This window comes from Agromyces mariniharenae (assembly GCF_008122505.1).
In the GTDB taxonomy this organism is placed as follows: Bacteria; Actinomycetota; Actinomycetes; order Actinomycetales; family Microbacteriaceae; genus Agromyces; species Agromyces mariniharenae.
In genome coordinates this window covers 958328-977342 of the sequence record NZ_VSSB01000001.1, presented here as the reverse complement: position 1 = coordinate 977342, position 19015 = coordinate 958328, and the positions used below count along the sequence as shown (strand labels likewise).

General features: G+C 70.9%; 18 protein-coding genes. 14 read left to right on the top strand and 4 right to left on the bottom strand.

Features of this window, described 5'->3' with window-relative positions; translation table 11 throughout:
* Positions 1 to 17: 17 nt before the first annotated feature.
* From mmsB to FYC51_RS04490, 6 genes are all read left to right on the top strand, one after another.
* Complete coding sequence (gene mmsB, locus FYC51_RS04510) at positions 18 to 1274, top strand: multiple monosaccharide ABC transporter permease (protein ID WP_148732458.1); 1257 nt, start codon at positions 18 to 20, stop codon at positions 1272 to 1274.
* A 471-nt stretch (positions 1275 to 1745) separates the two neighbouring features.
* Entirely contained in the window at positions 1746 to 1892 is a 147-nt protein-coding gene (locus tag FYC51_RS19120) for a hypothetical protein (RefSeq protein ID WP_187432492.1), read from the top strand.
* Positions 1889 to 2644: an L-ribulose-5-phosphate 4-epimerase gene (locus FYC51_RS04505; protein ID WP_148732457.1), complete on the top strand. Its 756-nt coding sequence runs from the start codon at positions 1889 to 1891 to the stop codon at positions 2642 to 2644. The genes FYC51_RS19120 and FYC51_RS04505 overlap by 4 nt, the downstream gene beginning before the upstream one ends.
* Positions 2641 to 4251, top strand: a complete 1611-nt coding sequence (locus FYC51_RS04500; RefSeq protein WP_148732456.1) for a xylulokinase — start codon at positions 2641 to 2643, stop codon at positions 4249 to 4251. The genes FYC51_RS04505 and FYC51_RS04500 overlap by 4 nt, the downstream gene beginning before the upstream one ends.
* Before the next feature lie 145 nt (positions 4252 to 4396).
* Complete coding sequence (gene araA, locus FYC51_RS04495) at positions 4397 to 5920, top strand: L-arabinose isomerase (RefSeq protein WP_148732455.1); 1524 nt, start codon at positions 4397 to 4399, stop codon at positions 5918 to 5920.
* An 11-nt stretch (positions 5921 to 5931) separates the two neighbouring features.
* Positions 5932 to 7137 (top strand): LacI family DNA-binding transcriptional regulator, encoded by a 1206-nt coding sequence (locus tag FYC51_RS04490; RefSeq protein WP_238476208.1) that lies wholly within the window; start codon positions 5932 to 5934, stop codon positions 7135 to 7137.
* Between the two features lie 40 nt (positions 7138 to 7177).
* Here FYC51_RS04490 and FYC51_RS04485 read toward each other — a convergent pair whose 3' ends face one another.
* Positions 7178 to 7552, bottom strand: coding sequence for a VOC family protein (locus FYC51_RS04485; protein WP_148732454.1), 375 nt, complete (start codon positions 7550 to 7552; stop codon positions 7178 to 7180).
* A 114-nt stretch (positions 7553 to 7666) separates the two neighbouring features.
* Between FYC51_RS04485 and FYC51_RS04480 the strand changes: the two genes are divergently transcribed.
* On the top strand, positions 7667 to 8245 hold the full coding sequence (locus FYC51_RS04480; protein WP_187432491.1) for an HhH-GPD-type base excision DNA repair protein: 579 nt from the start codon (positions 7667 to 7669) through the stop codon (positions 8243 to 8245).
* Between the two features lie 60 nt (positions 8246 to 8305).
* Here FYC51_RS04480 and FYC51_RS04475 read toward each other — a convergent pair whose 3' ends face one another.
* A complete protein-coding gene (locus FYC51_RS04475) occupies positions 8306 to 9256 on the bottom strand; it encodes an NAD-dependent epimerase/dehydratase family protein (protein ID WP_148732453.1) in 951 nt (316 codons plus the stop codon).
* Between the two features lie 682 nt (positions 9257 to 9938).
* Here FYC51_RS04475 and FYC51_RS04470 point away from each other — a divergent pair.
* The 5 genes from FYC51_RS04470 (at position 9939) to FYC51_RS04450 (ending at position 16028) form a co-directional block, all read left to right on the top strand.
* Positions 9939 to 10922, top strand: a complete 984-nt coding sequence (locus tag FYC51_RS04470; protein WP_187432490.1) for an ABC transporter substrate-binding protein — start codon at positions 9939 to 9941, stop codon at positions 10920 to 10922.
* 112 nt (positions 10923 to 11034) lie between these two features.
* A complete protein-coding gene (locus tag FYC51_RS04465; protein ID WP_420797213.1) occupies positions 11035 to 12765 on the top strand; it encodes a sugar ABC transporter ATP-binding protein in 1731 nt (576 codons plus the stop codon).
* Positions 12762 to 13808 carry an ABC transporter permease gene (locus FYC51_RS04460; protein WP_148732450.1) on the top strand — a complete coding sequence of 349 codons (1047 nt, stop codon included), beginning with the start codon at positions 12762 to 12764 and terminating at the stop codon, positions 13806 to 13808. The genes FYC51_RS04465 and FYC51_RS04460 overlap by 4 nt, the downstream gene beginning before the upstream one ends.
* The gene (gene yjfF, locus FYC51_RS04455; protein ID WP_148732449.1) at positions 13805 to 14866 is read left to right on the top strand and encodes a galactofuranose ABC transporter, permease protein YjfF; all 1062 of its coding nucleotides are present in this window, start codon (positions 13805 to 13807) and stop codon (positions 14864 to 14866) included. The genes FYC51_RS04460 and yjfF overlap by 4 nt, the downstream gene beginning before the upstream one ends.
* 121 nt (positions 14867 to 14987) lie before the next feature.
* Positions 14988 to 16028 carry a LacI family DNA-binding transcriptional regulator gene (locus tag FYC51_RS04450; RefSeq protein WP_148732448.1) on the top strand — a complete coding sequence of 347 codons (1041 nt, stop codon included), beginning with the start codon at positions 14988 to 14990 and terminating at the stop codon, positions 16026 to 16028.
* A 127-nt stretch (positions 16029 to 16155) separates the two neighbouring features.
* Here FYC51_RS04450 and FYC51_RS04445 read toward each other — a convergent pair whose 3' ends face one another.
* Both FYC51_RS04445 and FYC51_RS04440 read right to left on the bottom strand, forming a co-directional pair.
* Positions 16156 to 16953 (bottom strand): alpha/beta fold hydrolase, encoded by a 798-nt coding sequence (locus tag FYC51_RS04445; RefSeq protein ID WP_148732447.1) that lies wholly within the window; start codon positions 16951 to 16953, stop codon positions 16156 to 16158.
* A 49-nt stretch (positions 16954 to 17002) separates the two neighbouring features.
* Positions 17003 to 17707 carry a hypothetical protein gene (locus FYC51_RS04440; RefSeq protein ID WP_148732446.1) on the bottom strand — a complete coding sequence of 235 codons (705 nt, stop codon included), beginning with the start codon at positions 17705 to 17707 and terminating at the stop codon, positions 17003 to 17005.
* A gap of 565 nt (positions 17708 to 18272) precedes the next feature.
* Here FYC51_RS04440 and nrdH point away from each other — a divergent pair.
* Both nrdH and nrdI read left to right on the top strand, forming a co-directional pair.
* The gene (gene nrdH, locus FYC51_RS04435) at positions 18273 to 18506 is read left to right on the top strand and encodes a glutaredoxin-like protein NrdH (RefSeq protein ID WP_148732445.1); all 234 of its coding nucleotides are present in this window, start codon (positions 18273 to 18275) and stop codon (positions 18504 to 18506) included.
* A 70-nt stretch (positions 18507 to 18576) separates the two neighbouring features.
* Positions 18577 to 19011 carry a class Ib ribonucleoside-diphosphate reductase assembly flavoprotein NrdI gene (nrdI, locus tag FYC51_RS04430; protein WP_148732444.1) on the top strand — a complete coding sequence of 145 codons (435 nt, stop codon included), beginning with the start codon at positions 18577 to 18579 and terminating at the stop codon, positions 19009 to 19011.
* Positions 19012 to 19015 lie beyond the last annotated feature (4 nt).

Here is a 19015-nt window from a genome sequence, read left to right as displayed (position 1 = left end):
TCACCAGGAGAATCCCCATGTCGAACACCTCAACCCAGACGCCCGCCGGTCCCACCGGCGAGTCGCAGGCCGTCGGCGGCAACATCAACCCGTCCGACAACAAGTTCACGAACTGGCTGTCGCACGTCCTGTCCGACCTCGGCAAGAACGGCATCTTCATCGCGCTCATCGCGGTGGTCGTGCTGTTCTCGATCCTGACGAACGGCATCCTGCTGCGTCCGCAGAACATCTCGAACCTCGTCGTGCAGAACGGGTACATCCTCGTGCTCGCGATCGGCATGGTGATGGTCATCATCGCCGGCCACATCGACCTGTCGGTCGGCTCGGTCGCCGCGTTCGTCGGCGCCTGCTCCGGCGTCTTCGCCGTGCAGTGGGGCCTGCCGTGGTGGCTGTCCGTCATCCTGTCGCTCGGCATCGGCGCCCTCGTCGGCGTCTGGCAGGGCTTCTGGGTCGCCTTCGTCGGCATCCCGGCGTTCATCGTGACCCTGGCGGGCATGCTCATCTTCCGCGGCCTCGCCCTCGTAGTGCTCGGCAACGCGAACATCGGCTCGTTCCCCGCCGAGTACCGCGCGCTCGGCAACGGCTTCCTCTCCGACGTGTTCGGCGACTTCGAGATCGACCCGCTCACGCTCGGCGTCGGCGCGCTCGCGATCGTCATCCTCATCGTGCAGCAGGTGCGCACCCGCCGCGGCCGCCAGAAGTACGGCCAGGAGGTCGAGCCCATGGTGTGGTTCGTCACCAAGCTCGTGCTGGTGTCGGCCGCGATCGGCTTCTTCGCCTACTCGCTCGCCCAGTACAAGGGCATCCCGGTGACGCTGATCATCCTCGCGATCCTCGTGCTCGTGTACAGCGTGATCATGAACCGCACGGTGTTCGGCCGTCACATCTACGCGATCGGCGGCAACCGCCACGCCGCGGAGCTGTCGGGCATCAAGACCCGTCGCGTCGACTTCTGGCTGTTCGTCAACATGGGCGTGCTCGCCGCGCTCGCCGGCCTCATCTTCACCGCCCGCCTCAACCTCGCGGGCCCGAAGGCCGGCGACGGCTTCGAGCTCGAGGCGATCTCGGCCGCGTTCATCGGCGGCGCGGCGGTGCAGGGCGGCGTCGGCACGATCGGCGGCGCGATCATCGGTGGTCTGATCATCGGCGTCCTGAACAACGGCATGTCGATCATGGGCATCGGCATCGAGTGGCAGCAGGCCGTGAAGGGCCTCGTGCTGCTCCTCGCCGTCGCCTTCGACGTGTACAACAAGCGTCGCTCCGGCGGCCAGTAGGGTGTGGTGACCCTTGGGGGCGGATGCTGCGGTATCCGCCCCCTTCGCCGTCTCCGGATGCCGCGGCATCCGGGCCCCAGTGGGCCTCCTTGCCGCTCGAGTTCCCTCACTCCCCGGCCCGACTTCACCACGGCCCCACTCCTCCACGGCCCGACTCCTCCACGGCCCGACTTCACGGCCCGACTCCACGGCCCGACTTCTCTGCGACCCGACTTCACGGCCCGACTTCACGGCCCGACTTCTCTGGGACCCGACCTTGCTCACCCGGCCCGCGGATCCCCACACGAATGCAGGAAGTTCTCGCGCGCGGGCGGCGTGTCGGAGCACCTCGGACGGCGTGTCGCGCGGTTCTTCCTGCATTCGGAGAACGGCCGCCAGGACTGTGGGTGAGCGGGGTTGAGACCGGGCTTCGTTAGCGCTAACATCGTGCTTCGTTAGCGCTCACGAAATGCCCTCGACGAAGGAGTCCCCGTGCCCGACCAGCAGTACGTGACGGGCAGCGCGCTCGACGAGTTCGCCGACTTCGTCCGGGGCCTGCAGTCGTCGGAGGACGGAGCCGAGGCGGCCGAGCGGATGGACCGCTGGTTCGAGGCCCCCGGCCGGACGGCGCCGGCGTGAGCCCCGCGGCATCCGCCCTCTCGCCCGAGGTCGAGGCAGCGATCGCGCAGGTGCGCGAGGACGTCGCCCGTCTGCACGCCGAGCTCACGCGCTACGGGCTCGTCGTCTGGACGGGCGGCAACGTCTCGGGCCGCGTCCCGGGCGCCGACCTGTTCGTGATCAAGCCGTCGGGCGTGAGCTACGACGACCTCGCGGCCGAGAACATGATCCTCTGCGACCTCGACGGCAACGTGGTCCCGGGCACCTCGGGCTCCGAGCGCGCGCCGTCGAGCGACACCGCCGCGCACGCCTACGTGTACCGCAACATGCCCGAGGTCGGCGGCGTGGTGCACACGCACTCGACGTTCGCGGTCGCGTGGGCCGCGCGTGGCGAGGAGATCCCGTGCGTGATCACGGCCATGGCCGACGAGTTCGGCGGGCCGATCCCGGTGGGTCCGTTCGCGATCATCGGCGATGACTCGATCGGCAGGGGCATCGTCGAGACCCTCCGCGGTCACCGGTCGCGCGCCGTGCTCATGCGGAACCACGGCCCCTTCACGATCGGGTCGAGCGCGAAGGACGCGGTGAAGGCCGCGGTCATGGTCGAGGACGTCGCCCGCAGCGTGCACTTCGCGCGCGAGGCCGGCCCGCTGGTCCCCATCCCGCGGGACGCGATCGACCGCCTCTACGACCGCTACCAGAACGTGTACGGGCAGACGGGGGATGCCCGTCGAGAGAGCACTGCCGGACAGAGTGAGGACGCACGCCGATGAGCGACACCCAGAACACGACGGATGCCACGCGCGCCGCGATCCTCGACGGACGCACGTCGCTCGGCATCGAGTTCGGCTCGACCCGCATCAAGGCGTGCCTCGTCGGCGAGGACCCGACGCAGGTGCTCGCCGTCGGCAGCCACGAGTGGGAGAACGAGTTCGTCGACCGTCGCTGGACCTACTCGCTCGACGCGGTCTGGACGGGGCTGCAGGCGGCCTACGCCGATCTCGTCGCCGACGTGCGGCGCCACTACGACGCGCAGCCCGAGACGTTCGGCGCGATCGGCGTCTCGGCGATGATGCACGGGTACCTCGCATTCGATGCCGACGATGAGCTGCTCGTGCCGTTCCGCACGTGGCGCAACACGTCGACGGGGCCCGCCGCCGCCGAGCTCAGCGAGCGGTTCGGGCTCAACATCCCGCTGCGGTGGTCGATCGCCCACCTGCACCAGGCGGTCCTCGACGAGGAAGCGCACGTGCCGCGCGTCGCGTTCGTCACCACCCTCGCCGGTTACGTGCACTGGAAGCTCACGGGCCGCAAGGTGCTCGGCGTCGGCGACGCGTCGGGCATGTTCCCCATCGACTCCGCCATGACCGGTTACGACGCCCGCCTCGTCGAGGTCTTCGACGCGCTCGTCGCCGACCGCGCCCCCGGCCTTGACCTGACCGAGCTCCTGCCCGAGGTGCTCCCCGCGGGCGCGCCGGCCGGAGAGCTCACCGCCGATGGCGCCGCGCTGCTCGACCCCTCGGGCGCGCTCCGCCCCGGCGTCGTGCTGTGCCCGCCCGAGGGCGACGCCGGCACCGGCATGGTCGCGACGAACTCGGTCGCCCCGCGCACGGGCAACGTCAGCGCGGGCACGAGCATCTTCGCGATGGTCGTGCTCGAGCGCGCGCTGTCGCACGCGCACCACGAGCTCGACCTCGTCACGACGCCCGCCGGCGATCCGGTCGCGATGGTGCACTGCAACAACGGCGCGAGTGAGCTCGCCGCCTGGGCCGGACTGTTCGCGCGGTTCGCGGCGGCATCCGGCAACGACGTCGACAGCGACGCCGTGTTCGAGGTGCTCTTCCGCGAGGCGCTCGAGGGCGACGCGGATGCCGGGGGCGTGCTCGCCTACAACCAGCTCGCGGGCGAGCCGATCGCCGGGCTCGAGGAGGGGCGGCCCATGGTCGTCCGCACCCCCGACAGCCGGCTGACGCTCGCGAACTTCATGCGCGCGCAGCTCTACGGCGTGTACGGCACGCTCGCGCTCGGCATGCGCGTGCTCGCGAGCGAGGGCGTCGAGCTCGACCGGATGTTCGCGCACGGCGGCATCTTCCGCACGGCCGGCGTCGCGCAGCGGTTCCTTGCCGGCGCGCTCGACGCGCCGGTCGCGGTCGGCGAGACCGCCTCCGAGGGCGGCGCCTGGGGCATCGCGGTGCTCGCGTCCTACCTGCGCTCGGCCGGCGAGCTCGACCTCGGCGCGTACCTCGAGCAGCGGGTCTTCGCGGATGCCGCGTTCGAGACCGTCGAGCCCGACCCATCGGATGTCGCCGGCTTCGCCGCCTTCCTCGACCGCTACCGCGACGGCCTCGCGGCCGAGGCCGCCGCCGTGCACGCCATCTGACCCGAGTGGGCGATCTCGGCGAAATGATCCGCGAAGGGACCGCCAAGATCGCCCACTCGAAGCAACCGACCGGCGAACCCGCAACCACGCGGCACGCCACCTGAACGCATCGCAGAAGCAAGAAGCAAGAAGCAAAGGACATCGCATGACCCGCACCCCGCTCCAGACCTCGCTCGACGCGTACGAGGTCTGGTTCCTCACCGGCAGCCAGCACCTCTACGGCCCCGAGACGCTCGCGCAGGTCGCCGAGCAGTCGCAGCGCATCGCCGAGACGCTCGACGCGGCATCCGACGTGCCCGTGAAGATCGTCTGGCTGCCCGTGCTCACCGACTCGGCGGCGATCAAGAAGGTCGTGCTCGAGGCGAATGCGGCCGAGAACGTGATCGGCCTCGTCGCGTGGATGCACACCTTCAGCCCCGCCAAGATGTGGATCGCCGGCCTCGACGCACTGCAGAAGCCGCTCGCGCACCTGCACACGCAGGCGAACGTCGAGCTGCCCTGGGGCGACATCGACTTCGACTTCATGAACCTCAACCAGGCCGCGCACGGCGACCGCGAGTTCGGGTACATCCAGACGCGCCTCGGCGTGCCGCGCAAGACGATCGTCGGGCACGCGTCCGACCCGCGCGTGCAGCGCGAGCTCGCGACCTGGCAGCGCGCGGCGGCCGGCCTCGCGGCATCCCGCAGCCTGAAGCTCGCGCGGTTCGGCGACAACATGCGCTTCGTCGCCGTGACCGAGGGCGACAAGACCGAGGCGGAGCTGCGCTTCGGCGTGCAGGTGAACACGTGGGGCGTGAACGAGCTCGCCGAGGCGGTGCACGCGGCATCCGACGCCGAGATCGACCAGCTCGTCGCGCTCTACGAGGACGAGTACGACGTCGCCCCCGAGCTGCGGAAGGGCGGCGACCGGCACGACTCCCTGCGCTACGGCGCGGCGATCGAGCTGGGGCTGCGCTCGTTCCTCGAAGAGGGCGGATTCGGCGCGTTCACCACGAGCTTCGAGGACCTCGGCGCGCTGCGCCAGCTGCCCGGCCTCGCGGTGCAGCGCCTGCAGGCCGAGGGCTACGGCTTCGGCGCCGAGGGCGACTGGAAGACGGCGGTGCTCGTGCGCATCGCCAACGTGATGGGCGCGGGCCTGCCCGGCGGCGCGACCCTCATGGAGGACTACACCTACGACCTCACGCCCGGCGACGAGCTGATCCTCGGCGCGCACATGCTCGAGGTCGCGCCGTCGATCACGACCGCCAAGCCATCGCTGGAGATCCACCCGCTCGGCATCGGCGGCAAGGAGGACCCGGTGCGCCTGGTCTTCACCGCCGACCCCGGTCCGGCGGTCGTCGTCGCGATGAGCGACCTGCGCGACCGGTTCCGATTCACGGCGAACGTCGTCGAGAACGTCGAGCCGCGGCATCCGCTGCCCAAGCTGCCCGTGGGCCGCGCGATCTGGAAGCCCGCACCCGACTTCCAGACGTCCGCGGCCGCGTGGCTCACCGCCGGTGCGGCGCACCACACCGTCATGTCGACCGCGGTCGGCATCGACGTGTTCCGCGATTTCGCCGACATGGCCAAGGTCGAGCTGCTCGTCATCGACGAGGACACCACCCAGCGCGGTTTCGAGCACGAGGTGCGCTGGAACCAGGCGTACTACCGTCTGGCGCAGGGCCTCTGAGCGGCGAGCGCATGGCCGACGCGGATGCCCCGACCGACGCGGATGCCGCGCGCGGGGCGTCCGTGCCGGCAGCGCCTGAGCCCGCCGAGCCCGAGGCGGTGTCGACGGATGCCGCGGCCGAGCCGGCCGGGTCTGACACGGGCGCAACGGATGCCGCGGCCGAGCCTGACGCCGCCGCGACCGAGTCGACCGTGACGGATGCCGCGGCCGAGCCGGCCGGCGTGCCGACGATGTTCGACGTGGCCCGCCGCGCCGGCGTCTCGCACCAGACCGTCTCGCGCGTGCTCAACGACCTCAGCGGGGTCGCGGCGTCGACGAAGCTGCGTGTCGAACAGGCGATCGCCGAGCTGAACTACACGCCGTCGCCGGCTGCGCGCGCCATGGCGAAGCGCCGGTCGGGCTCGATCGGGCTCATCCTGGCCGGACGACCCGACTACGGTCCGTCGAGCGCGGCGCTCGGATTCAACGAGGCGGCGCGCGACGCGGGCTACACCGTGAGCCAGGCCAGCATGCGCACGCTCGACCCCGACACGCTCACGCAGGCGGTGCACCGGCTCGCGCTCCAGCGGGTCGAGGCGATCGTGCTCATCTCGGGCGAGCGCGAGGGCGTCGAGGTGCTGCACGGCATCGACGCCGGCGTGCCCGTGGTCGCCGTGGCATCCGAGGACGAACCCGGCCTGCACCGCGTCGCGCTCGACCAGTACACGGGCGCGCGCCTCGCGACCGAGCACCTCATCGGGCTCGGGCACCGCGAGATCCGGCACGTCACGGGGCCGGCCGACTCGATGGATGCCGCGGAGCGCCGCCGCGGGTTCGACGACGCGATGCGCGAGCACGGCCTCGAGCCGCACGAGCCCATCGTCGGCGACTGGCTCTCCGCGTCGGGGCATGCGGCGGGGGAGCGGCTGCTCGTCGACCCCGCGGTCACCGCCGTGTTCGTCGCGAACGACCACATGTCGCTCGGGCTGCTCGCGGCCTTCCGCCGCGCCGGCAGGCGCGTGCCCGAGGACGTGAGCGTCATCGGGTTCGACGACATCCCCGAGGCCGCGTACTTCGCGCCGGCGCTCACGACCATGCGCCAGGACTTCGACGGCCTCGGCCGCGACATCATGGCGACGGTGCTCGACGTGCTGCAGGACGAGCCGAGCGCGCCCGACCGAACAGCACGCGTGCCCGAGCTCGTCGTGCGCGAGAGCACGGCGGCGCCGCGCCGTTAGGGCCGGTCACGCCTGCATCGCGTCGCCGAATGCGCCGCGCTCAGCGCCAGGCGGGGAGCTGCTGCAGCGTCCAGCGGTTGCCGTCGGGATCGCGGAAGGTGACGAACCGACCCCACGCCTGCTCGTCGACGCCCTCGGCGTCGACGCCCTTCGCCCGCAGCTGCTCGAGCGCGGCATCCGCGTCGTCGATGACCACCTGGATCACGTCGAGCGATCCCGGCGCGAGCGTGGCGCCGAGGCCCTGGCCGATTGCGATCGAGCATGCGGACCCGGGCGGGGTCAGCTGCACGAAACGGAGGTCGTCAGTGACGCGCTGGTCGTGATCGAGGTTGAAGCCGACCTTGTCGACGTAGAACTCGATCGCGCGGTCGACGTCGCTCACGGGCACGTGGATGAGTTCGATCTTCCAGTCCATGCGGTTGCCTCCTCAGGCGTGTTCTCGTGGGACCAGTGTGTCGCGACATCCGGTCGGATTCTGTCCGCATTCCAACGGATGCCTCGAAGAGCCCCCAGTGCGAGGATAGGACGCATGGCACTGCACATCACCGGCGATTCCGCGGCCGACGAGCTGCTCAGCACCGACGCGTTCGCCCTGCTCGTCGGCATGCTGCTCGACCAGCAGGTCGCGATGGAGACGGCGTTCGCGGGTCCGCTCAAGATCTCGCAGCGCGTCGGCTCGATCGATCCCGAGACGGTCGCGGACTACGACCCCGAGCGCTTCGTCGAGGTGTTCAAGCAGCCGCCGGCGGTGCACCGCTACCCGGGCTCGATGGCGGGGCGCGTGCAGGCGCTCGCGAAGGCGGTCGTCGACGACTGGGGCGGCGACGCATCCGCGATCTGGACGCAGGGCGACCCCGACGGGCCCGAGCTGCTGCGCCGGCTCAAGGGGCTGCCGGGGTTCGGCGACCAGAAGGCGCGCATCTTCCTGGCCCTGCTCGGCAAGCAGCTCGGCGTGGAGGCCGCGGGCTGGCGCGAGGCCGCCGGGCCGCACTACGGCGCGGAGGGCGGCTTCGCCTCGGTCGCCGACATCACGAGCGCCGAGTCGCTCGCCAAGGTGCGCGCGACGAAGCAGGCGGCGAAGGCCGCGGCCAAGGCCGCGAAGAGCTGACGGTGTCGGCGGAAACGCCGGCGATCCGTGCGGTCTTGTGCCTCAGCCCACTCGGCGCCATCAGCCGGCGACCGCGCGCTGGTGCCACGCCGCCGCGGTCGCGTCGAGGAGCGCGTCCCAGTCGGTCGGCTCGATCCCGAACGTCGCGGTCGTCTCGGTGGCGTCGATCTCGAAGGGCCGCTCGAATTGGTAGAGCACGCCGGTGACCTCGCGGAGGATCGGCACGACGAGTCCGAGCGCCGAGAGGGTCCACCGCGGCATCCGTCGCAGTCTCGGCTCGCCCGTGCCGGCGCGCTCGCCGAGGGCGCGCAGCACCTCGCGGACGCCGCGTGGCGGGTTCGAGGGCACGAGCCACGGCGAGCCCCACGCCCGCTCGTCGCGGCCGAGCACCGCGAGCGTCGACGCGATGTCGTCGACGGCGGTCCAGGAGTGCGGTGCGTCGGGGTCGCCGAACACGGTCGCGCGGCGTCCGTCGAGCGTGGCGTCGGCGTACATCGGCAGCAGGCCGCTCGACGTGGGCGCAGTTGGCCCGAGGTAGTCGGAGGCACGCGCCTCGGTGGCCCGCACGCGGCCGGCCTCGTGGGCGGCAAGCGCGTCGCGCCACATCCGCGCGCGGAGCTCGCCCTTGTGGTCGGTCGGGCGCAGGGGCGTGTCCCGCCGCATCGGGCCGTCGACGGGCCCGTACCCGTAGAGGTTGCCCATCGTCACGAGCACCGCACCGGATGCCTCGGCGGCATGCAGGATCGACGCGGAGAGCGGTGGCCACACGCGCTCCCACTTCGGGTACGAGCCCGGGTTCGCGCAGTTGTAGACGACCTCTGCGCCGAGGGCGACCTCCTCGAGGCGGTCGGGATCGCTCGCGTCAACGGCCAGGCGTGCGATGCCCGGATGCTCCGGTCCGCCGCCAGAGCGGGTGACGACGCGCACGGGCGTGCCCGCGTCGGCCAGCTGCAGGGCGAGGGCCCGGCCGACAGGCCCCGCGCCGACGATGAGGTGGAACGGTTCGGTCATACGCCGAGTCTGCCCCGGTCGGGTTACGCCCGCGTGAACCGCCGGACGCGGCAGCCGCGGCAGCCGTGGCAGCGGCGGCGCGGCGCGCTGGAATCCCGTTCGTGCGCCGGAATCCCGCACGAACGGGATTCCCGCGCGCAACGGGGATTCCGCTCAAGATGCGACGCGACGCGCGCCGACGCGACGCAGCGCGCCGCGACCCGACGCCGCGACGCGACCCGCCGCGCGCGCTCGTGTCTCCGCTCCCGCGCCCCGCATCCCACGCGCCGAGGGGCCGCCGTTCAGGCGATCGCTCGGGATTCAGGCGGGGATCCCCGGGATCTGCCTGATTCGGCGTCGATCGCCTGAATCCGGGATGCCACGTGGTGACGTCGTCGGGCGATCCGGCGAGCGCGCGCGGCATCCGCGAAGTTGAGCGCTCACATTCCGCAGGAGCTCGACGCAGCACACGCCGCCGACGCGGCTGGCCCCGGGGGATGGAACCGGCGTGATCAGCGCGAGAGAGCGTGATCATGCGGGCAGAAGTACACCGTGATGCATCCGTTATCGAATTCACACTTGTGAGCGCTCACAAGTGAGCGCTAACATCGCGAGTGCCGCCAGAATGGACTGGCGACCCGGCGCACCAGGAACGCAGCAACGCAGGCTTCGCCGGCACCACTGAACAAGGAGGTTCACGCTGATGAAGAAGCTCATCGGAATCGCCGCCGCGGGCGCGATGCTCGTCGCGCTGGCCGGCTGCGCGAGCGGCGGCGGGGGCGCAGCGGCCGAAGGTCCCAAGCCCCTCGACGAGCTCGTCGTCGGATTCGCCCAGGTCGGCGCCGAGAGTGGTTGGCGCACCGCGAACACCAAGGACATCCAGGCCTCGTTCGAAGAGGCAGGCATCGAGCTCAAGTTCTCCGACGCGCAGCAGAAGCAGGAGAACCAGATCAAGGCGATCCGGTCCTACATCCAGCAGGGCGTCGACTACATCGCGTTCTCGCCCGTCGTCGAGACCGGCTGGGACGCGGTGCTGAACGAGGCGAAGGCCGCCGGCATCCCCGTGGTGCTCACCGACCGCGCCGTCGACAGCAAGGACACGTCGCTCTACGTCTCGTTCCTCGGCTCCGACTTCATCGAGGAGGGCAAGAAGGCCGGCCTCTGGGTGCTCGACGAGTACAAGGACACCACCGAGCCCGTCAACATCGTCCAGCTCGAGGGCACCACGGGCGCCGCGCCCGCGATCGACCGGGCCGAGGGCTTCGCCGACGTGATCCGGCAGAACCCGAACCTCGAGGTCGTGGCGAGCCAGACCGGCGACTTCACCCGCGCCGGCGGCAAGCAGGTCATGGAGGCCATGCTCAAGTCGAACCCCGACATCGACCTGGTCTACGCGCACAACGACGACATGGGCCTCGGCGCCATCGAGGCGATCGAAGCGGCGGGTCTCGTTCCCGGCGAGGACATCAAGATCGTCACGGTCGACGCGGTGAAGGACGGCATGCAGGCGCTCGCCGACGGCAAGATCAACTTCATCGTGGAGTGCTCGCCGCTGCTCGGCAAGCAGCTCGTCGACATCATCACGACCCTCAACGACGGCGGCTCGGTGGAACCGCGCATCATCACCGAGGAGACGACGTTCAACCAGGAGCAGGCGATCGAGGCGCTGCCCGACCGCCAGTACTGAGCCCGACGCGGGCGGATGCCGCGGCATCCGCCCGCCCGGACCGGCGGGTGCGCGGCGACCGTGCCGCACACCCGCCATGCCCTACCCTCGACCAACGGCATCGCACGAGCGGATGCCGCCACCACCCTCGATGGAGAGACTCGTGACCCAGGCATCCGCTGTCGCGCCGGTCGTCGAGATGCGCGACATCTCGATCTCGTTCCCCGGCGTGAAGGCGCTCGACGGCGTCGACTTCCGCATGTTCCCGGGCGAGGTGCACTCGCTCATGGGCGAGAACGGCGCGGGCAAGTCGACGCTCATCAAGGCGCTCACGGGCGTCTACGGCATCGACGCCGGCACCATCACGCTCGCGGGCGACGAGGTGTCGTTCAGCGGGCCGGCGCAGGCCCAGGCCGCCGGCATCTCCACCGTGTACCAGGAGGTCAACCTCCTGCCGAACCTGTCGGTCGCCGAGAACATCATGCTCGGCCGCGAGCCGCGCCGGCTCGGCTCGATCGACTGGCGTGCCATGCGCCGCCGGGCCGCCGTGCTGCTCGAGAGCCTCAACCTCGAGATCGACCCCGGATCGCTGCTGGGCGACCACTCGCTCGCGGTGCAGCAGCTCGTCGCGATCGCCCGCGCGATCGACGTGCAGGCGAAAGTGCTCATCCTCGACGAGCCGACGTCGTCGCTCGACGCGGATGAGGTCGCCGAGCTGTTCCGCGTCATCCGCTCGCTGAAGGAGCAGGGCGTCGCGATCCTCTTCGTCTCGCACTTCCTCGACCAGGTCTACGAGATCTGCGACCGCCTCACGGTGCTGCGCAACGGCAAGCTCGTGGGGGAGTACCTCGTCGAGGAGCTGCTGCGCATCGACCTCGTGCAGAAGATGATCGGCAAGGAGCTCACGGCCCTCGACGACCTCGAGCAGCGCGCGCGGGCGTCGTTCGCCGACGAATCGGATGCCGCGACCTTCGTGAGCGCAGAGGGCCTCGGCCGGCGCGGCGCGATCCACCCGGCCGACCTGCCGATCGCCGCCGGCGAGGTCGTGGGCCTCGCCGGCCTCCTCGGATCCGGGCGCACGGAGTTGGCGCGCCTCCTCGGCGGCATCGACCGCGCCGACCAGGGCGAGCTCGAGATCCGCGGCAGGGCCACGAAGCTCCGCACGCCGCGCCAGGCGATCTCGCACCGCATCGCGTACTCGTCCGAGAACCGCCGCGACGAGGGGATCGTCGGCGAGCTCACGGTGCGCGACAACATCGTGCTCGCGCTGCAGGCCGACCGCGGGTGGTTCCGCCCGATCCCGAAGAAGCGGCAGGACGAGCTCACGCAGAGCTACATCCAGGCGCTCAACATCCGGCCCGACAATCCCGACGCCCTCGTGCGGAACCTCTCGGGCGGCAATCAGCAGAAGGTGCTGCTCGCCCGCTGGCTCGCGATCGCCCCGCACCTGCTCATCCTCGACGAGCCCACGCGCGGCATCGACATCGGGGCGAAGGCCGAGATCCAGAAGCTCGTGTTCAACCTCGCCGAGAACGGCATGAGCGTGCTGTTCATCTCGGCCGAGCTCGAGGAGGTGCTGCGGCTCAGCCACCGCATCGTCGTGCTCCGCGACCGCCACGTGGTCGCCGACCTCGAGAACGACGGCCTCACCGTCGACTCGCTGCTGGCGCTCATCGCCGACGGCTCGGTCGCCGAAGAGGGCGACGACGGCGACGACGGCGCGGATGCCGCGCGGCTCGAGCCCGCGGCATCCCCGGCGCTGCTCGTCGCGGTCGCGACGCCCACTGCCACGACGCCGGCGCCCGCGGCATCCGTCACCGCACCCGAACCCACCACCGACCCCGCCCAGGGAGGCGACCGATGAGCGCCCTGCTCGCCCGGCTCGTCGCGCACCGGCTGTTCTGGCCGATCGTGATGCTGCTCGTCCTGTTCGCGATCAACCTCGTCGCGTTCCCCGGCTTCTTCACCGTCACCGTGCGCGAGGGGCACCTCTTCGGGAGCCTCATCGACATCCTGCGGAACGGCGCGCCGACGCTCATCATCGCGGTCGGCATGACGCTCGTCATCGCCACGCGCGGCATCGACCTCTCGGTCGGCGCGGTCGCCGCCATCTCCGGCGCGGTCGCGTGCTCGATCATCCTCGGGTCGCCCGAGCCGGCGAGCCCCGCGACGGTCGCCGTCGCGGTGGCCGTGGCGCTGCTCATCTCGCTCGTGCTCGGCGTGTGGAACGGGTTCCTCGTGGCGGTGCTCGGCATCCAGCCGATCATCGCGACGCTCATCCTCATGACCGCGGGCCGCGGTGTCGCGATGCTCATCACCGAGGGCCAGATCATCACCGTGAACAGCCCGCCGTTCAAGGCGCTCGGGTCGGGATTCTGGTTCGGCATCCCGATCGCCGTGATCATCGCAGCCGTCGTGTTCGGCGCCGCGGCGCTCATCACGAGGCGCACCGCGCTCGGCATGTTCATCGAGTCCGTCGGCATCAACCCCGAGGCGAGCCGCCAGGCGGGCGTGCGCGCCCGCGGGCTGCTCTTCGCGGTCTACACGTTCTGCGCGTTCTGCGCGGCGATCGCGGGCCTCATCCTCACCGCGAACACCGCCGCCGCCGACGCGAACAACACGGGCCTGTTCATCGAGCTCGATGCGATCCTCGCCGTGGTCATCGGCGGCACGTCGCTCGCCGGCGGCCGCTACTCGCTCCTCGGCACGCTCGTGGGCGCGCTCGTGATCCAGACGCTCGTGACCACGGTGTACACCGTCGGTATCCCGCCGATCGCGACCATGGTGTTCAAGGCCGCGGTCGTGACCGTGGTGTGCCTCCTGCAGTCGCCCACCACCGCCGAGGCGCTGAGCGGGTTCCGACGACGACTGGCCGTTCGCGCCGGAAAGGGGGCCGCCGTATCATGACGAAGCTCCTCGACGCCCCCGCTCGCCCCGGCCGCGCCAAGCGCCCCGCCGGCCCCGGACAGCCCGGGCCCTCGGGCCGGTCTCTCGGCAGCGGCATCCGTGCCTTGCTCACCAGCCCCAAGTACGGACCCGTCACCGTGACCGCCGTGCTGTTCCTCGCCATCTTCGTGATCGGCGGGGTGCGCTACCGCGGCTTCTTCTCGGGGCAGGTGTTCCTCAACCTGCTCGTCGACAACGCGTACCTCATCGTGCTCGCGGTCGGCATGACGTTCGTGATCCTCACCGGCGGCATCGACCTCTCGGTCGGCGCGGTCGTCGCCCTCAGCGGCATGATCGCCGCGAGCCTGCTGCAGACCGGGTGGTCGCCGTGGACGGTGATCCCGCTGATCCTCGTGCTCACGAGCGTGCTCGGCCTGCTCGTGGGACTCATGATCCACGTCTTCAAGGTGCAGCCGTTCATCGCGACACTCGCCGCGATGTTCCTCGCCCGCGGGCTCTGCTACGTGATCAGCCAGAGCTCGATCTCGATCACCGACGAGACGTTCGTGCAGCTCGCAGTGGCGCGCATCCCGCTCGGCGGCGGCATGTCGATCACGCCGAGCGTCATCATCGCCCTCGTCGTCGTGGCGATCGCGGTGTGGGTGCTGCACGCCACCCGGTTCGGCCGCACGGTCTACGCGATCGGCGGCGGGGAGCAGAGCGGCCTGCTCATGGGCCTGCCCGTGGCGCGCACGAAGGTGCTCGTCTACGTCGTCTCGGGCTTCTGCTCGGGCCTGGCCGGCGTGCTGTTCACCTTCTACACGCTGTCGGGGTATCCGCTCACCGCGATCGGCACGGAGCTCGACGCGATCGCCGCGGTCGTCATCGGCGGCACGCTGCTGACGGGCGGCTACGGCTTCGTGCTCGGCTCGGTGCTCGGCGTGCTCGTGCTGGGCGTCATCCAGACGATCATCACGTTCGAGGGCACGCTCTCGTCGTGGTGGACGAAGATCTTCATCGGCGCGCTGCTGCTCGTGTTCATCATCCTGCAGCGGGTGCTCACGGCGAGGCGGCGCTGAGGGGGCGCGCAGGCCCGCGGGGCCGCTTCGCCTCGGCGGGGCCGAGCCGGGCGGGGCCGTCCCGGGCAGGATAATCGACGAGAAGGATCGCGCAGGGGCGCGGGGCAGGAGCGCAGCGCGGGTGAGCGACCGGGACGACAAGGCGAGGGTCGCGACGATCTTCGACGTCGCGCGACTGGCCGGCGTGTCCCACCAGACCGTCTCTCGGGTGCTCAACGATCTCCCCAACGTGCGCCCGGCGACGCGGGCACGGGTCGAGCAGGCCATCAAGCAGCTGCGCTACGTGCCGTCGCCGGCCGCCCGCGCGCTCGTCACCCGGCGCACGCGCACGCTCGGCCTCATCGTCACGGGCGCGCCCGACTACGGCCCCTCATCGACGGCGCTGCACTTCAACGAGGCCGCGCGCGACGCCCGGTACTCGGTCATCACGGCGAGCATGCTCGAGACGGATGCCCCGAGCCTGCGCTCCGCGGCCGAGCTCCTCGTGCGCCAGAACGTCGAGGCCATCGTGCTCATCGCCGCGCAGCGTGCCGCGCTCGACGCGCTCGACGGCGTCGAGCTCGGGGTGCCGATCATCGCCGTGGCCTCCGAAGACCGCGGCGGCATGCACCGCGTCTGGCTCGACCAGTACGGCGGCGCGCGCCTCGCGGTCGAGCACCTCATCGGCCTCGGCCACCGCGAGATCCGGCATGTCAGCGGGCCGTCCGCCGCGATGGACGCGGCCGAGCGGATCCGCGGCTGGTCGGCCGCCCTCGGCGAGCACGGGCTGCCGGCCCGCGAGCCCCTCGCCGGCGACTGGTCGCCCGGCAGCGGCTACGTGCACGGACGCGCCCTCGCCCGCGATCTCGAGGCGACCGCCGTGTTCGTCGCGAACGACCAGATGGCGCTCGGCGTGATGCACGCGCTCGCCGAGGCCGGCCGATCGGTGCCGCACGACGTCAGCGTCGTGGGCTTCGACGACATCCCCGAGGCCGCGTACTTCGCGCCGCCGCTCACGACCGTGCGCCAGGACTTCGACGCGCTCGGCCGCGACGCCATGGCGGGCGTGCTCGCCGTGCTCGGCGACGACGACCGGCTCATGCCGACGCCGACACTGCCCGAACTCGTGGTGCGCGCGAGCACGGGAGCGCCGATCCACGATCGGGTCGCGGTCGGGTCGTAGGGCGGCTGGTCGCGCGTCGCGGCATCCGCTCAGCTCGCGGTGGAATCCCGTTCGCGCGCCGGAATCCCGGCCGGCGGGGATTCCACCGCGCGAACGGGATTCCGGTGGACCGTCGCCCGCGGGCAACTCAGCCGACGAGGAACTCTGCGATCACGAGCGCGAGCGTGCGCGGCTCCCAGCGGTGATCGGATGCCTCGATCGCGCGCTTCTGGGCATGGGGGAGGTTCGCGACGAGCGAGTCGGCCGCGGCATCCATGAAGTCCATCGTCTCGGTGCCGACGAGCGCGAGGGTCGGCTGCGTGATGCCCGCCCAGAGCTCGCGGCGGGGTGCCGTCTGCGTCCACGCGAGCGATTCGGCGTCGGGCTCGAGGCTCGGCGCGATCGCGAGCATGGTCGTCCAGGCCTCGCTCTGCTTCGCGCCCTCGATCCACTCGGGCGGCATGTCGGCCATGTAGACCTCGAGGGTGCCGGTGCGGTCGCCCGCCGCGATGCGCTCGCGGAGCTCGTCGAGGAACACGGCGCCCTCGTGTCCGAGCTCCGCGTCGAGCGGAGCTTCGAAGAAGACGAGCTTCGACACGGGCAGTCCGGCCGCCGCCGCGGCGAGGGCGATGCTCGCACCCGACGAGTTGCCGAACAGGGCGACGGCGTCGTCGGCGCCCTCGGTGAGCTCGTCGATGAGGGCGCGCAGGTCGTCGAGCGTCTGCGCGAGCGTGATCGGCGCCTCGGCGGGGCTGTCGCCGCGGCCGCGCCGGTCGTAGTTCACGACCTCGAATCCGTGGCGCGCGAGGTGCCCGGCCATCTCGGTCGTCGTGGGGTCGAAGGCGCGGAACTGCATCGCGCCGCCGACGAGCACCACCGGCGGGCCGGATCCCACCCGGTCGAATCCGATGCGCGTGCCGTCGGCCGAGGTCACGTAGTCGGTCATCGCTGATCCTTCCGTGTGCCCGTCAGGCTAGCGGCGCGGGCCCGCGGCGTCACCCGGTTGCGCGATCGAGCAGCTCCTCGGGCGCACGACCCGATCGCGCGCTCGCGATGATCCGCTCGAGGAGCGCGCGGTACGCGGCATCCCTCACCGGCGTGAGCAGCACCGAGGACTCGACGACCGGAACGATGCCGAGCTCGACGTGCCGTCCGTCGATGCGACCGGCGATGAGGACGGCGCGCTCGGTCCAGTCGCTGAACGTCGCGGTGCCGACCTCTACGTGGTCGATCGCCGCGTAGTGGAGGAGCGTGGCACCGCGCCGGCCGCCGACCGGTCGCTCGCGGAGCTCGATGCCCGCCTCCGTGAACGAGAGCATCTGGTGGTGCCGGCCCGGCTTGCGTCCGTCGTCGCGCTCGGATGCCGCGACCGGCCGCCCGTCCTCGACCCAGGTCGTGCTCCTGACGGCGACGCCCTCGCGACCGACCTCCTCGCGCAGGGCGGCATAGCGCGTGCGCCCGCCCGACGCCGAGACGGCGGCGGACACGAACCAGCCGCCGACGAAGAGCGTCGCGACGACCGCCAGGATGGAGAGCGCGGCGGGGTCGGCGCCCGTCGCGAGGAGCAGGATGGCCATCACGCCGAGCACGGGCACGACCGTGAGCAGGCGGTAGGACGGCCGGCGCCGGCGGGGGAGGCCGTCGCGGCGCCGCGGCGACAGGCGGTCGGCGCGCGCGAAGGCGTCGGTGGCGATCTGCATGCGCTCAACCGTAGCGGCGGCTCCGACTGCGAACGGAATGCAGGAAGAATCCGGCGACGCTCCGCGAGGGACGACCCGACTCACCGACGAGGGGCTGGTTCTTCCTGCATTCGGTCGCTCCGAGGCGTTCCGGGGCAAGGAAGGTGAACGGATGCCGCGACCGCGCGACACGCGCGCCGCGCCGGCGGCGATGTCGGTGGGTGGTGGCAGCATGAAAGACACAACACCATATGTAGGGGTAGTGGCATCCGATGGCCCCAAGATGTCGCGCTGCACTGATGAGGGCGCAGGGCGACACGCCGGGGAATCCGTCCACAGGCGAATTTCTTCGAAGCGGGTGGGCTGTGGATAACCGGGGTCGGGTCCGCGGGAATCCGCGGATCATCGGGACATCCGGTTGGGGATGAACGGTGGATAACGCGGTGGAAAACTACACGGATGTAACTACAGCATGTTGTGGCGGTTCAGTTCCGCAGACACAAGATGTAGTATTGAAGAAGCGAAATCAGCAGTACGGGGGTGGGCTCCTCCGGAGCTCGAGAAACGAAGAGAACGAGGGGAAACCATGACGGTCACGGTCTACACGAAGCCTTCCTGCGTCCAGTGCAATGCCACGTATCGTGCCCTCGACAGCAAGGGCATCGAGTACGAGGTGTTCGACGTCTCCGAAGACGAGCAGGCGCTCGCGCACGTCAAGGAGCTCGGCTACCTGCAGGCTCCGGTCGTCATCACCGACGAAGACCACTGGTCGGGCTTCCGCCCCGACAAGATCGCCGAACTCGCCTCGCGGCTCGCGTAAGGCCCGCCGGTGAGCTCGGCGCTGGCGGAGTGAACCGGAACAGCAACGGGAACGCGGCGAAGGAAGCATCATGACGAATCTCGTCTTCTTCTCCAGCGTCTCGGGCAACACCAAGCGCTTCATCGAGAAGCTCGGCCGCCCCGCGGCCCGCATCCCGCTGCACGCTCGCGACGACGCCCTGCACGCTGAAGAGCCGTTCGTGCTCATCGTCCCCACCTACGGCGGTGGCGACGGCAAGGGCGCTGTGCCGAAGCAGGTCATCAGGTTCCTGAACGACCCGCAGAACCGCGCGCTGCTGCGCGGCGTCATCAGCGCCGGCAACACCAACTTCGGGAACGCCTACGGCCTCGCCGGCGACATCATCGCCGCGAAGACGGGCGTGCCCCACCTGTATCGATTCGAAGTATTCGGAACACCAGACGACGTTCGCGCCGTCGACGAGGGATTGGACGCATTTTGGTCACAACAAGCACAGCGGCGAACTCGGCAGCAGCAGACGGCGTAGCCCT

Bases quoted from the DNA above. Each gene is read 5' to 3' on its own strand.
- mmsB (WP_148732458.1), top strand. From the start codon at position 18: ATGTCGAACACCTCAACCCAGACGCCCGCCGGTCCCACCGGCGAGTCG.
- FYC51_RS04500 (WP_148732456.1), top strand. From the start codon at position 2,641: ATGAGCGACACCCAGAACACGACGGATGCCACGCGCGCCGCGATCCTC.
- araA (WP_148732455.1), top strand. From the start codon at position 4,397: ATGACCCGCACCCCGCTCCAGACCTCGCTCGACGCGTACGAGGTCTGG.
- FYC51_RS04490 (WP_238476208.1), top strand. From the start codon at position 5,932: ATGGCCGACGCGGATGCCCCGACCGACGCGGATGCCGCGCGCGGGGCG.
- FYC51_RS04485 (WP_148732454.1), bottom strand. From the start codon at position 7,552: ATGGACTGGAAGATCGAACTCATCCACGTGCCCGTGAGCGACGTCGAC.
- FYC51_RS04480 (WP_187432491.1), top strand. From the start codon at position 7,667: ATGGCACTGCACATCACCGGCGATTCCGCGGCCGACGAGCTGCTCAGC.
- FYC51_RS04475 (WP_148732453.1), bottom strand. From the start codon at position 9,256: ATGACCGAACCGTTCCACCTCATCGTCGGCGCGGGGCCTGTCGGCCGG.
- FYC51_RS04470 (WP_187432490.1), top strand. From the start codon at position 9,939: ATGAAGAAGCTCATCGGAATCGCCGCCGCGGGCGCGATGCTCGTCGCG.
- FYC51_RS04465 (WP_420797213.1), top strand. From the start codon at position 11,035: ATGCCGCCACCACCCTCGATGGAGAGACTCGTGACCCAGGCATCCGCT.
- FYC51_RS04460 (WP_148732450.1), top strand. From the start codon at position 12,762: ATGAGCGCCCTGCTCGCCCGGCTCGTCGCGCACCGGCTGTTCTGGCCG.
- yjfF (WP_148732449.1), top strand. From the start codon at position 13,805: ATGACGAAGCTCCTCGACGCCCCCGCTCGCCCCGGCCGCGCCAAGCGC.
- FYC51_RS04445 (WP_148732447.1), bottom strand. From the start codon at position 16,953: ATGACCGACTACGTGACCTCGGCCGACGGCACGCGCATCGGATTCGAC.
- FYC51_RS04440 (WP_148732446.1), bottom strand. From the start codon at position 17,707: ATGCAGATCGCCACCGACGCCTTCGCGCGCGCCGACCGCCTGTCGCCG.
- nrdH (WP_148732445.1), top strand. From the start codon at position 18,273: ATGACGGTCACGGTCTACACGAAGCCTTCCTGCGTCCAGTGCAATGCC.
- nrdI (WP_148732444.1), top strand. From the start codon at position 18,577: ATGACGAATCTCGTCTTCTTCTCCAGCGTCTCGGGCAACACCAAGCGC.